Origin of the sequence: Sphingobium sp. C100, assembly GCF_000508185.1 — a bacterium.
Classification (GTDB): domain Bacteria; phylum Pseudomonadota; class Alphaproteobacteria; order Sphingomonadales; family Sphingomonadaceae; genus Sphingobium.
In genome coordinates this window covers 58,256-71,451 of sequence record NZ_AYOY01000024.1, presented here as the reverse complement: position 1 = coordinate 71,451, position 13,196 = coordinate 58,256, and the positions used below count along the sequence as shown (strand labels likewise).

At 66.4% G+C, this 13,196-nt stretch carries 11 protein-coding genes and 1 pseudogene; 7 read left to right on the top strand and 5 right to left on the bottom strand.

All coding sequences use genetic code 11. From position 1 onward, the window contains the following. Nucleotides 1-1,320 (top strand): annotated as a pseudogene (locus C100_RS28215) (chromosome segregation protein); the annotation flags it as partial. A 77-nt stretch (nucleotides 1,321-1,397) separates the two neighbouring features. Next, nucleotides 1,398-2,507: a pyridoxal phosphate-dependent aminotransferase gene (locus C100_RS28210; protein ID WP_024018378.1), complete on the top strand. Its 1,110-nt coding sequence runs from the start codon at nucleotides 1,398-1,400 to the stop codon at nucleotides 2,505-2,507. Nucleotides 2,508-2,513: 6 nt separating this feature from the next. Here the strand turns inward: C100_RS28210 and C100_RS28205 are convergent, their stop codons facing one another. Further along, complete coding sequence (locus C100_RS28205; protein WP_024018377.1) at nucleotides 2,514-3,968, bottom strand: phospholipase D-like domain-containing protein; 1,455 nt, start codon at nucleotides 3,966-3,968, stop codon at nucleotides 2,514-2,516. Beyond that, nucleotides 3,965-4,870 carry a 4-hydroxybenzoate octaprenyltransferase gene (gene ubiA / locus C100_RS28200; RefSeq protein WP_024018376.1) on the bottom strand — a complete coding sequence of 302 codons (906 nt, stop codon included), beginning with the start codon at nucleotides 4,868-4,870 and terminating at the stop codon, nucleotides 3,965-3,967. The genes C100_RS28205 and ubiA overlap by 4 nt, the downstream gene beginning before the upstream one ends. Before the next feature lie 99 nt (nucleotides 4,871-4,969). Here ubiA and C100_RS28195 point away from each other — a divergent pair, with 99 nt between their 5' ends. Further along, on the top strand, nucleotides 4,970-5,716 hold the full coding sequence (locus tag C100_RS28195; RefSeq protein ID WP_024018375.1) for a 16S rRNA (uracil(1498)-N(3))-methyltransferase: 747 nt from the start codon (nucleotides 4,970-4,972) through the stop codon (nucleotides 5,714-5,716). Nucleotides 5,717-5,815: 99 nt separating this feature from the next. Then, entirely contained in the window at nucleotides 5,816-7,189 is a 1,374-nt protein-coding gene (locus C100_RS28190; protein ID WP_024018374.1) for a glutamate--cysteine ligase, read from the top strand. A 3-nt stretch (nucleotides 7,190-7,192) separates the two neighbouring features. Here the strand turns inward: C100_RS28190 and C100_RS28185 are convergent, their stop codons facing one another. From C100_RS28185 to C100_RS28180, 3 genes are read right to left on the bottom strand one after another with little or no spacing between them, the layout of a single operon-like run. Further along, the gene (locus C100_RS28185) at nucleotides 7,193-8,488 is read right to left on the bottom strand and encodes a methyltransferase family protein (RefSeq protein WP_024018373.1); all 1,296 of its coding nucleotides are present in this window, start codon (nucleotides 8,486-8,488) and stop codon (nucleotides 7,193-7,195) included. Between the two features lie 51 nt (nucleotides 8,489-8,539). Then, a complete protein-coding gene (locus C100_RS47405) occupies nucleotides 8,540-8,899 on the bottom strand; it encodes an STAS/SEC14 domain-containing protein (RefSeq protein WP_024018372.1) in 360 nt (119 codons plus the stop codon). A 52-nt stretch (nucleotides 8,900-8,951) separates the two neighbouring features. Further along, nucleotides 8,952-9,521: a hypothetical protein gene (locus C100_RS28180; RefSeq protein ID WP_024018371.1), complete on the bottom strand. Its 570-nt coding sequence runs from the start codon at nucleotides 9,519-9,521 to the stop codon at nucleotides 8,952-8,954. Nucleotides 9,522-9,672: 151 nt separating this feature from the next. On the opposite strand from C100_RS28180, the gene ruvA reads away from it, so the two are divergent. The 3 genes from ruvA (at nucleotide 9,673) to C100_RS28165 (ending at nucleotide 13,191) form a co-directional block, all read left to right on the top strand. Next, nucleotides 9,673-10,281: a Holliday junction branch migration protein RuvA gene (gene ruvA / locus C100_RS28175; RefSeq protein ID WP_024018370.1), complete on the top strand. Its 609-nt coding sequence runs from the start codon at nucleotides 9,673-9,675 to the stop codon at nucleotides 10,279-10,281. Next, nucleotides 10,278-11,297: a Holliday junction branch migration DNA helicase RuvB gene (gene ruvB, locus C100_RS28170; protein ID WP_024018369.1), complete on the top strand. Its 1,020-nt coding sequence runs from the start codon at nucleotides 10,278-10,280 to the stop codon at nucleotides 11,295-11,297. The genes ruvA and ruvB overlap by 4 nt, the downstream gene beginning before the upstream one ends. A gap of 139 nt (nucleotides 11,298-11,436) precedes the next feature. Beyond that, a complete protein-coding gene (locus tag C100_RS28165; protein ID WP_024018368.1) occupies nucleotides 11,437-13,191 on the top strand; it encodes an AMP-dependent synthetase/ligase in 1,755 nt (584 codons plus the stop codon). Nucleotides 13,192-13,196: the final 5 nt, after the last annotated feature.

Below are 13,196 nucleotides of genomic sequence, written 5' to 3'. Positions count from 1 at the left end.
CGGCTGGCCGAAGCGCGGCGGGACCGGGCCGGCGCGCAGGCCGAGCATGAACAGGCCGAAACCGCGCGCGCGGCCATTCCCGACGGCGCGGAAACCCGCACGCTGGTCACGACGCTCGGGCAAGCCAGCGAGAAAGCCCGCGCCGCCGTCAGCCAGCTTCAGGCCGATCAGGCGCTCGCCGACCGCGCGCTCAGCAGCGACCGCGAACGTCAGGCGGCGGCCGATGCCGAAATCAAGGGCTGGCGCGCCCGCGCCGGCGAAGCGGCCAAGCGGATCGCCGCCATGGTCGCGCGCGCCGACGAGATCGGGACCGAACGCGCCGCCCTCGCGGCGCAGCCCGACAGCCTGGCCCGGAATATTGCCGACCTCAGCGACCGGGGATCAACCCTCACTGAAGCTGCCGATCACGCCCGTCGTGCCGAGCAGGAGGCGGAGACCGCGCTGCGCACCGCCGAAGCCCGCGCCGCGCAGGCCGCCGAAACGCTCGCCGCCGCGCGCGAAGCCCGCGCCACCGCCGTCGCCCGCGCCGAAGCGGCCGACGAACGCCGGGTCGAAACCAACCGCCTGTCGGGCGAACGGTTCGAATGTCCGCCGCCCGTCCTGCCCGAGAAACTGGGGTTTTCCAGCGCCGACATCCGCATCGCCCAGACCGAACAGGCCGACCATGACCGGTTCGTCGCCGATCGCGAGCGGATCGGCCCGGTCAACCTCGTCGCCGCGCAGGAACTGGAGGAACTGGAAGCCACGCAGGCGACCAGCCGCACCGAAAGCGAGGAACTGACCCAGGCCATTAATCGCCTGCGCGGTTCGATCGGCAGCCTCAACCGCGAAGGCCGGCAGCGCCTGCTTACAGCGTTCGAAGCCGTCGACGGCCATTTCCGTCGCCTCTTTACTACCTTGTTCAATGGCGGCCAGGCGCATCTGGAACTGGTCGACAGCGACGATCCGCTGGAGGCGGGGCTGGAGATCATGGCCCAGCCGCCGGGCAAGAAACTCGCCGCGCTCACCCTTTTGTCCGGCGGCGAGCAGGCGCTGACGGCCGTCGCGCTCATCTTCGGCCTGTTCCTGACCAATCCCGCGCCCATCTGCGTGCTGGACGAAGTCGATGCGCCGCTGGACGACGCCAATGTCGAACGCTTCTGCGACCTGCTCGATGCGATGGTGGCCCAGACCAACACGCGCTACCTCATCGTCACCCATAATGCCGTCAGCATGGCGCGGATGCACCGGCTGTTCGGCGTGACCATGGTCGAACGGGGGGTCAGTCGTCTCGTCTCCGTCAACCTTCATGGCGCCGAAGCGCTGCTGGCGGCCGAATAAGGCCAATCGGCCACGGTCGGTTCTTGTTCCCGCCCGGCTCGGACCGCAACATTGCGCCTCAACGAGAAGGACCGCTGATGGTAGACCTGCCTCCCTTTGCGCTCGATCACTGGCTGTCGGCCCATGATTTCGCGACGCCGCCGATTGCCTATAATCTCGCGTCGAGCACCGGCCCGCGCTGGAGCGTGGCCGATCTCTGTGCGCTGGGCGACGCGCCGCTGGCGATCGACGACACCATCCTCAGCTACGCCCCGCCAGAAGGCGGCGCGCCGTTGCGAGCGGCGATCGCGGCCTTCCACGACACCGATCCCGACACCGTCATCGCCACCACCGGCGCGTCGGAGGCGCTATCCATTCTCTTCTGCCTGGGCGCACGGCCGGGCGCGAACATCATTCTGCCCGATCCGGGATACCCGGCCTATGCAGCGGTCGCGCAGGCCTGGGGCCTGTCCACCCGCGCCTATCGCCTGGGTCGGGAGGCCGGCTTCGCCCAGCGGGCCGACGCCATCCTGGCGCAGGTCGATGCCGATACCAGCCTGGTGATCCTCAACACCCCGCATAATCCGACCGGCGCCGTCATGCCCCGCACGCAGATCGAAGCGCTGGCGGCGGCCCTTGCCGAACGCGGCGTGCCGCTATTGGTGGACGAGGTCTATCATCCGCTTTATTTGGCCGCGTCCCAACGCTCGGCCGCCGGCATTTCCAACGTCATCGTGACCAGCGACCTGTCCAAGGCGCTGTCGCTGCCGGGGCTGCGCACGGGCTGGCTGATTGACGCGGATGCCGATCGTCGCGCACGGATCATCGACGCGCGCAGCTATTTCACGATCAGCAGTTCGCCGCTGCTCGAACGGCTCGCCACTCATGCACTGCGCCACAGCGACGCCATATTGAGCCGACTCCGGTCGGTCGCGCAGAGCAATATCGTGCAGCTCGACGCATTGGTGGCCGGGTCGAGGGGGCGGCTCGCCTGGGCGCGGCCGGATGGCGGCACGACGGCTTTTCCCTGGCTGGCCGATGGCCGCGACAGCCGCCCCTTGTGCGAAACGCTCGCCGCGCAGGGCGTGCTGCTCGCGCCGGGCGACTGTTTCGGCCATCCCATGCATATGCGGCTGGGCTTCGCGCAGCAGGCGGAGGGGTTCGATACGGCGATCAACCGGATCGCGGACGCCCTTGCCGCCCTGTAGCGCCCCTCAGCCGCGGCCGAACCAGCCTTTCATCCGGCGGAACAGTCCGCGCTCGCTGATCGGCTCGAACATTTCCTCCGGCCCTTCAGGGTCCAGTATTTCATTGTCCGCCAGCCATTCCTGGACCGCATTCAGGTCCGGTGTCTGATAAGGCCGCAGCGTCCGCCCCGGCTTTTGCCGTAATTCCTCGATCGCGGCGATCAGGCCGCGCTCGGCAATGACCGTCGCCACCCGCTCCACCGGCAGGTCGAGATGCTCGGCGATCAGGTCGTCGCGTATCCGGCGGATCGTCTCCTGCCGCCCGGCATTGGCCGGCAGGGCGGTGTCGATGCAGATGTCGCATTCGGTGTCCAGCCGCAGCGAGCGGTTGTTCATGTTTGACGAACCGACCCGGATCAGCCGGTCATCGACGATCAATATCTTGGCGTGAACATAGATGGGGGCGCCGCGCTGGGTGAAGGGATGATAGAGGCGAAAGCGACCGCGCGGGTCGCGGGCCTTCAATGCCTCGAACAACCGGGCGCGGGCCGAATCCATCGCCTGGCTTTCCAGCCAGCCATCGGCCTGCTGGGGATTAATGACGACGATTTCCGGGCCGTCCGGCTCGGCCAGCCGCCGCGCGATCGCCTCGGCGATCCTGCGTGAGGCGAAATATTGGCTTTCGGCATAGATGTGCCGCTTGGCCGCCGCGATCTGGTTGAGGTAGAGCCGCTCGATCTCGGCCAGCCCCTCCTGATCGTCCATCTCCGGCGCGGTGCGGGCGATGGCGACCTCGACATTTTCGAACTGCACCGGCAGCGAATCGGGCCAGCATTCATATTCGCCCCCGACCGGCGCCAGTTCCTCGCCGCCCGCGCCCTTCCAGCGCGCGCGGGCATGATCGCCCAGCGCCGCGGCGACCGGCCCCTTCAGCGCGGTGGTGGCGTCATGCCAGGGGCCGTAGGGCGATCCATCGGGATGGTGCCGCCCCAATTCCTCGTCGCGATGATGGCGCGTGTCCCATCGGTCGCCGGTCATGTCGATGCCGCCGCAAAAGGCGAAACAATCGTCGATGACGACGATCTTCTGATGATGCGACGCGGCGGGCGGATGATGGCTGTCCAGCTTCACCGTTACCCGTGGATGCGCCATCCACTTCAGGGTCGTGAAGAAATTGGTCGGCCGCGCCATCGCCTTCATCGCTCCCACGTCCCAGCGCAGCAGGTAGATTTCCAGCTCGGGCGTCTGCTCGACCAGCCAGCTGATGAACTCGCCGATCATGGTCGGCGCGCCGTCCCGCGCCTCTTCCTCGCGGATCAGGCTGATGGCGGCGTCGAAATCCCAGCCGATCAGCATGATGCGCCGCTTCGCCATCCGCATGGCCAGCCGCGCATGACGAAAATAGGCGTCGGCGTCGATGATGACGCTGGCCTTGTCGGCGCGCGCGATGCGCCAGCAATCTTCGCCCGGTTGCGGCGTCATGCGGCGCTCCCCACCACCAGGCAGCCCAGGAACATCAGCAGCCCGGCAAAGCGGTTGGACCGGAATTTGGCGAGCGGGTCGATCCCGTCCTCCTTCAGCGTACCCACCTGCCACAAAAGCTGCGCCGCCATCGGCAACAACGCCGCAAGCGCCAGCGGCTGGGGCCGCACCTGCCAAACAGCGCACGCCCACAGCCCCAGCGCCAGCGCGTAACAGAACGTCACGCCCAGCCGCACATGCCGTCCCATCGACAAGGCGCTCGACCCGATCCCGATCAGCGCGTCATCCTCCCGGTCCTGCAACGCATAGATGGTGTCATAGCCCACGATCCAGAAAATGGTTCCCGCATAGAGCAATAGGCCGGGCAGCGTCAGCGCGCCAACCACCTCGCTCCACCCCACCAGAGCAGCCCAGGAAAAGACGAGGCCAAGCCAGATTTGCGGCCATCCGGTGATTCGCTTCATGAACGGATAGGCCGCGACCAGCGCCAGGCTGGCCAACGCCGCCACCTGCGCATAGGGGCGGAGCTGGAGCAGGACGATCAGCCCCGCCAGGCACAAGGCGATCAGCCACGCCCAGGCGGTTTTCACCGACATCGCCCCGCTCGCCAGCGGTCGGGCGGCGGTGCGCGCGACTTTGCGGTCCAGGTCGCGATCGACGATATCGTTGAACACGCATCCCGCGCCGCGCATCGCGATGCTGCCCAGCAGCAGCCAGGCGATCAGCGGCCAGCGGGCAAAGCCGCCGCCGGCCAGCGCCACGGCCCAGGCGCCTGGCCAGAACAGCAGCCACCAGCCGATCGGCCGGTCGAACCGCGCCAGCTGCGCCAGGGTGCGCGGGGTATCCGGCAGCCGCGCGAGCAGGCCGCGCGCTTCGCTGTCGGGGACGATCGTCTGGTTCACTGCGACTCCGTTTGCCCCTAACGCCACCATATGGACGCTTGTCGAAGGGCCATGCTTCTCTTTAGGGAAGAACGCGTATCCGGCAAGACACGAGACCAAATGACCGCAACCCCCGCCTGGCCCCCGCAAAGCGCCCCGCGCCTGCATGTCGAAACGCAGCTGGGCAACGGCGTCGTGGTGCCGGTCGACGGCAATCCGGCGCATTATCTCATCAGCGTGATGCGGGTGAAACCCGACGACATCGTCCTCCTGTTCGACGGCCGGTCGGGCGAATGGGCGGCGCGGGCGCGCGACATTCGCAAGCGCGATCTGGTGCTGGAATGCGTGCAGCAGACCAAACCGCCCGAACAGGTGCCTGATTTCTGGCTCTGCTGCGCCCCGATCAAGAAGGGACGGATCGACCTGATCGCGGAAAAGGCGTGCGAACTGGGCGTGGCCCGGCTCCAGCCGGTGCTGACCCGCCGCGCGGTGGTGGACAAGCTCAATCTCGACCGGCTGCACGCCCATCTGGTCGAGGCGGCCGAACAATGCGGCCGCACCGCGCTGCCGGAACTGGGCGGAATGATGAAACTCGACGCCCTGCTGAAGGACTGGCCGCAGGGACGCCATCTCTTTTTCGCCGACGAAAGCGGCGGCGCGCCGCTGGAACAGAGCCTGCGGGCCCATCCCGGCCCCGCCGCCTTCCTTGTAGGGCCGGAGGGCGGATTTGATCCGACCGAGCGCGACGCGATTCGCGCGACGCCCGGCGCCGTGCCGGTATCGCTTGGCCCGCGCATCCTGCGCGCCGAGACCGCCGCCATCGCCGCGGCCGCCGCCTGGATGACGATCAACGGCGACTGGATCTAGTTTCATTTCGCTATGTTGTTGCGCTCCTGACAAGCGCAACTTATCTGAGCACCGCGCGCTGTGATTTGACGCGCAGAGGGGAAGCACTAAGGCCGGGGCATGAGCACCAGAACCGACTCAGCGGGACAAGATCCCGTGATCGAGCATCGCGACCAGTTGATCGCGGCCTTCGCCAAGGGTGAGAAGCCCAGGGACCGCTGGCGCATCGGCACCGAGCATGAGAAATTCGTGTATGATCGCAAGGATCATCACGCCCCCTCCTATGAGGAAAAGGGCGGCATCCACACACTGCTGATCGGCCTCACCCGCTATGGCTGGAACCCGGTGTTCGAGGGCGAGAATATCATCGCCCTGGCGGGCAGCGACGGCACCATCAGCCTGGAGCCGGCGGGGCAGCTCGAATTATCGGGCGCGCCGCTGGAAAATCTGCACCAGACCTGCGCCGAAACCGGCCGGCATCTGGAACAGGTGAAACATGTCGGCGACATGCTGGGCCTGGGCTTTCTGGGCCTTGGCATGTGGCCGGACAAGAGCCGCGCCGATCTGCCGATCATGCCCAAGGGCCGCTATGACATCATGCTGCGCCACATGCCGCGCGTGGGGTCGCTGGGCCTCGACATGATGCTGCGCACCTGCACCATCCAGACCAATCTGGATTATGGCAGCGAAGCCGACATGGCGCAGAAATTCCGCGTCTCGCTCGCACTTCAGCCGCTCGCGACCGCGCTGTTCGCCAACTCCCCCTTCACCGACGGCAAGCCCAACGGCTATCTTTCCTATCGCAGCCATATCTGGTCGGACACCGACCCGGCGCGCACCGGGATGCTGCCCTTCGTGTTCGAGGACGGCTTTGGGTACGAACGCTATGCCGACTATGCCCTCGATGTGCCGATGTATTTCGTCTACCGCGACGGCAAATATATCGACGCGGCGGGCCTCAGCTTCCGCGATTTCCTCGACGGCAAGTTGTCCGTCCTGCCGGGCGAGAAGCCGACCGAGAAGGACTGGGAGGATCACCTCTCCACCGCCTTCCCCGAAGTGCGTATGAAGAGCTTCCTGGAAATGCGTGGCGCCGATGGCGGGCCGTGGAACCGCATCTGCGCGCTGCCCGCGCTCTGGGTCGGCCTGCTCTATGATCAGGGTGCGCTGGATGCGGCCTGGGATCTGGTCAAGGACTGGTCGATGGAGGAACGGCAAATCCTGCGTGACAGCGTGCCCCGGCTCGGTCTGGATGCGCCGATCGGGGGTGGTCGCAAACTGCGCGACATCGCCGGCGAAGCGGTCGACATCGCCCGGTCCGGCCTTGCCGCCCGCGCACGCCTGAACAGTGCCGGCGACAATGAAACCGGCTATCTGTCCGCCTTGGATGAAGTGGTCGCGTCGGGCAAGACTCACGCCGAACGGCTGCTGGATCGCTATCACGGCGAATGGCAGGGCGACCTCAGCCGCATCTATGCGGAAGAGAGTTTCTAAAGCCTACTCCGCAGGCTGCGCCGCCGCCGTCTCACGCTTGCGCCCCGTCGCCCAGGCGAAGAAGCGCGGGACGGGCGCGTTGCGCTCCATCCATGCGCTATAGGCGCGATAGTCGGGATCGGCCGACAAATGCTGTTCCTCGGTCTTCGCCCGCCAATAATAGACGGCGTTGGTCAGCCCCAGCATCGCGCAATTGCGCACCATGTCGGTGATGGAGCCGCTCACCGCCAGAAACGGCAAAGAAGCGAACCACCAGAAGAGATTCTTGGACAGATAGGCCGGGTGCCGTGTCCAGCGATACGGCCCATGGGTCAGGATGCCGCGATGGGTCAGGTTGGAAAAGCGGATGCCGAACGCCACCGTGGCCCAGGCATAGATGGCGGTCAACAGCACCAGCCACCCGCCCAGCAGCCATTGCAGGACGGTTGATCCTGCCGTCCAGACATCCCATTCCGCACCGCCCGCATGATAGTCGAGCGGCCCGCCGCCCCCCATCAGCACGAACGGCGGGTAGCAGATCAGCGCCGCCAGCCAGCCGCCCAGATAGGGATTGGCGGTGCGGATATGCGAATCGAGCGGCCTGAACGTCAGGATATAGCCAACGGTCGCCAGGCAGACGTCGATCATGAACATGACTGCGATCAGGAAGCCGGCCAGCGCCACCGGATGGGCCAGCGCATCGGACAGGCGCCAGTTGACGACATTGCTGAAATTGCCCGGCACGATCGACAGCATGAAGGCGAGGAAGAAGCCCTTCACCGCCCATGCGCGGGCGTGATGGGCAACCTGCGTCATGTCCGCCCGGCCCGCCGCCCCGCCGATGACCCATTGGCCGAAACTGTAGGATGCGTCCCTGGGCTGCGCCAGCCGCCGGTCGATCCACACGATATAGGGGATAGATGCAACCAGCAGCCAGGGCGCCGCGCCCATGAACAGCTCCATGGAAAACCGATAATTGCCGCTCCAATACCAGCGTGCGACGCAATAGAAGACGGCGATGGCCAGCCATGTGGCCCACAGCCCCGTAATCTTCACGATGCTCACGTCCAGCACGTCCCGCACGGGGCGCGGCGCAGCCTGCCAGTCGATCCCGGTCGATGCGTTGCGATGCACCTTGTCGATGATCAGCGACCACAGCACCATCGGCACCCCGCAGGCGACGATCGCCGCCAGACCGGCATTGGGACCGTCCATGCCATAATGGCGCGCCACCAGCGTCCAGAGGCCAAGGCCGACCAGGCCGGCGATGCCGACCCCGTGGCTGACGGCGGACTTGGGACGGGGATCGGCCTTGGGCATGGCCGCAAGCCATAGCAAAAAATGGTAAGCAAGCGATGAAGGAGTTTTCCGCTACGCCGTCAGCCAGGCTTCGGCGGACGCGGCGTCGTCGAAGAAGCGCACCTCTTCCCGATCGGTCAGCCGTTGCGCCTGGAGCCGGGCGAGCGTCGAGGCGCAGACGAAGGCGAGCTTGCGCGAGCGCACATCCGGCGCGGCCATGAACCCGCTAAAGGCGGCGACGATCTCCTGCGCCTGTATCTTCATGGTGCGAATGTCCACCAGCGTCAGATGACCCGCTCCGCCCAGATCCTGCAATCTTTCGCGATATTGCGCGGCGAAGGCGCGGACATCCTCGCTCTCGAAAAAGCCGGAAAGGCACACCCGCATCAGCCGGCGCGGCGGATCGGGCGCAATATCGAAACATGCGTCCACAGGCTCTCTCCCGCCTGCTAAACGCCCGTCCGCGCAAACGGTTCAGCGCCGCTTACAGAACCGCGGCCACCAGCCCACGCGCCTGCGCTTCATTGGCGTCCAGATACCAGTTTTCCGGAGCCTTTCGCAGCAGTTCGTCCATCGTCACCTGCGACCCCAGGATCAGGTTCTCAAACCCTTCATTCTGGATCGCGATCGATGTCTCGATCTCGTTGAGATTGGCCTTCAAGGTCGCGATGCAGGTCGATAGCGGCCCGGACAGTTGCACCGTCTTGGTGATCAGCCGCTCATGGATCATCAGCCGCGTGCCGCGCGTCAGATAACGATTCTCGGCCGCGAAAAAGCCCATGAAGGTCGCGCCCGCCGAATAGACCGCGGTCTTCCCCAGGAAAACCAGCCGCCTTTGCGGATAGAGGTCGGAATGGAAGCGAATATCCTCGCCCATCATCCGGGCGATTTCAGGATCGCCGCCCAGGGTCGAGATTTCGACCACCACCAACCCCTGCTGCGGCGCGGTGCCCAGACAGTTTTTGAAGTGCAGATACATGCCATGATCGACATTGCCCGACAGGGCGATGGCGGGAAATTCAAAATCCTTGGGCGAAAGCAGGGGGGCGTTCATAGATGTTCATGCTCCATCGGGCGTGTCGGGCGTCGCGCTGCACTACGCCTGCGCGGCGAAAAAGTGCCGTGCTTTTAAAACTGGCGCACGGCGTCACAGGATGTAAAGAACAGATCATGACCAAAGGGCAAGGCGCCAGGGGGCGGGACGGATGATCGCGAAATTGAAGGGGCTGCTGGACAGCACCGGCATCGACCATGCCATCATCGATGTCGGCGGCGTCGGCTATCTGGTCGGCGCCTCGTCGCGCACGCTGGCCGCTTTGGGGCCGGTTGGCGAAGCGGTGACGATCCACACCGAAATGCTGGTGGCGGAGGATATGATCCGCCTCGTCGGCTTCGCCCGCGCCGACGAACGCGACTGGTATCGGCTGCTCACCCATGTCCAGGGCGTTGGATCGCGCGTGGCGCTGGCCATCCTGTCCGCGCTGGAGCCGCAGGAATTGCATCGCGCCGTCGCCACGGGGGACAAGGCGATGATCGCGCGGGCGAACGGCGTCGGCCCGAAACTCGCCCAGCGCATCGTCAACGAACTCAAGGACAAGATCGGCGCTGCGCCGGTGGGCGGTCCTGTCGGGACGGGTGGCGTGGTGCCGCTCCCGGCTGGCAGTCTCAGCGCCGACGCCCTCTCCGCGCTCCAGAATCTCGGCTTCAAGCCCCATGAAGCCAGCGCCGCCGTCGCCGCCGCCGAAGCCGACCTCGGCGAAGAAGCCAGCCTCGACGCGCTCGTCCGCCTGGCGCTCAGGAAAGCGGCGAAGTGACCGACGACCGCCTCCTCACGCCTGCGCGTCGCCCGGAAGATGTCGATGCCGCGCTGCGCCCGAAATCGCTCGATGAATTTATCGGCCAGCAGGCCGCGCGCGAAAATCTGCGCATCTTCATCCAGGCGGCCCGGTCGCGCGGCGATGCGCTCGACCATGTGCTCTTCTTCGGGCCGCCGGGCCTCGGCAAGACCACCCTCGCCCAGATCGTCGCCAAGGAAATGGGCGTGGGCTTCCGCGCAACGTCCGGCCCCGTCATCGCCAAGTCGGGCGATCTTGCCGCGCTGCTGACCAATCTCGATGAAGGCGACGTCCTGTTCGTGGATGAGATCCACCGCCTCAACCCCGCGGTCGAGGAAGTCCTCTATCCCGCGATGGAGGACCGCGCGCTCGACCTGATGATCGGCGAAGGGCCGTCCGCCCGCTCCGTCCGCATCGACCTGCCGCGCTTCACCCTGGTCGGCGCCACCACGCGGCAGGGCCTGCTCACCACGCCGCTGCGCGATCGCTTCGGCATCCCGGTGCGCCTGCAATTCTATACGGTGGAGGAGCTGGAGCTGGTCGTGCGCCGCGCCGCGCGGCTGCTCGACCTTGCCATCACGTCCGACGGCGCGGTCGAGATCGCCCGTCGCTCGCGCGGCACGCCCCGCATCGCCGGACGCCTGCTGCGCCGCGTACGCGACTTCGCCAATGTGGCGGGCGCGGCCACCGTCGACCGCAAGGTGGCGGATGCCGCGCTTCTGCGGCTGGAGGTCGACCAGCTTGGCCTGGACCTCATGGACCGGCGTTACCTGATGATGATCGCCGACATTTATCGCGGTGGACCGGTCGGCGTGGAAACCCTGGCGGCGGGCCTGTCGGAGGCGCGCGACACGATCGAGGAAGTGATCGAACCCTATCTCATCCAGCTTGGCCTCATCGCCCGCACCGCGCGCGGCCGCTGCCTCAATGGACCGGGCTGGAAGCATCTGGGCCTCAACCCTCCGGCGGGATCGCAGGACGGCCTGTTCGACTGACGCAACCATCCAAAAAGCATAGCCGTTACGGCAAGGCGCGGTTATAGCCTTGCCTGACGCTCAGGTGCGCGGCAGACGCGCCGAAAACCGCAGGAGTCGAGCCTTGAGGGCCATCGAGAAATTCCCCAATCTTGTCACCATGTTCTTCGTTCGCGCGCAGGAGAAGGGCGACACCCCGTTCCTCTGGCGCAAGCGGGACGGCGATTGGCAGTCGCTCAGTTGGTCCGAAGTCGCGCGCCAGGTGGCCGCGCTCGCCGCCGCGCTCAAGGCGCAGGGCCTGCGCCCCGGCGAGCCGGTCATGCTGGTGAGCGAAAACCGCCCCGAATTCTGCATCGCCGACCTCGCCATCATGGCGGCCGGCTGCATCACCGTGCCGACCTACACCACCAACACCACCCGCGATCATCAGCATATCCTGACCGACAGCGGCGCGCGCGCCGTCATCGTCTCCACCGCCAAGCTGGCGCAGGCGCTGATGCCCGCCGTCATCCGCTCGCAGGCCGACTTCGTTATTGGCATGGAGCCGTTGCGTGGCGCGCAGGGCGGCTGCGCCTGCCATCTCTGGGCCGACCTGATCGCCGCCCATGCCCATGATCCCGCGGCCAATGTCGACCTGCTCGCCGCCGCCCAGACAGCGACGCGCGATGATCAGGCCTGCATCATCTACACCAGCGGCACCGGCGGCGCCCCGCGCGGCGTGATGCAGCATCATGGCGCGATCCTGCTCAACTGCGAGGGCGCCGGCGCCATCGTGACCCAGGATTTCGGCTGGGATGACGAGGTGTTCCTGTCCTTCCTCCCCCTGTCCCACGCCTATGAACATAGCGGCGGCCAGTTCCTGCCGATGTTGCTGGGCGGGCAGATCTACTATGCGGAAGGGCTGGAAAAGCTCGCCAGCAATATCGAGGAGACGCGCCCGACGATCATGGTCGTCGTCCCCCGCCTGTTCGAAGTGCTGCGCGCCCGCATCATCAAGTCGATCGAGAAGCAGGGGAAATTCCCCACCTATCTGTTGCACCAGGCGCTGCGCATCGCCGCAAAAGAACAGGCGGGCAAGGGCTCCATCCTCGACCTGCCGATGAAGGCGCTGCTTGCCCGCACCCTCCTGCCCAAGGTGCGGGCGCGCTTTGGCGGGCGGATGAAGGCGCTGGTGTCGGGCGGCGCGCCGCTCAACCCGGACGTCGGCCTGTTCTTCCACGCGATGGGGCTGACGCTGCTGCAAGGCTATGGCCAGACCGAAGCCGGCCCTGTGGTCAGTTGCAACCGCCCCCGCGCGGGCATCGCCATGGACACGGTCGGCCCGCCGCTCGACGACGTTGAAGTGAAGATCGCCGAGGATGGCGAGATCCTGGTGCGCGGCGAGCTGGTCATGCACGGCTATTGGCGCAATCCCGCCGAGACCGAGAAGGTGCTGAAGGACGGCTGGCTCCACACCGGCGACATTGGCGAAATCGACGCGCGCGGCCGCATCCGCATCACCGACCGCAAGAAGGATCTGATCGTCAACGACAAGGGCGACAATGTCGCGCCCCAAAAGGTGGAGGGGATGCTGACGCTCCAGCCGGAGATTGGCCAGGCCATGGTCCATGGCGACCGCCGCCCCTATCTGGTCGGCCTGATCGTGCCGGACGCGGAATGGACGCGCGACTGGGCGGAGGCGCAGGGCATCACGATCGAAGCCGCCGTCGCCATGCCGGCCTATCAGGCGGCCCTGCGCGCGGCGGTCGATCGGGTCAATGCCGACTTGTCGGTGATCGAGCGGGTGCGCCGCTTCATCCTCGCGGACGAACCCTTCGCGATCGAGAATGAGGAACTCACGCCCTCCATGAAGATCCGCCGCCACGTCATCCGCAAACGCTATGCCGACCGGCTGGACGCGCTGTACAAGGCGTGATCCGG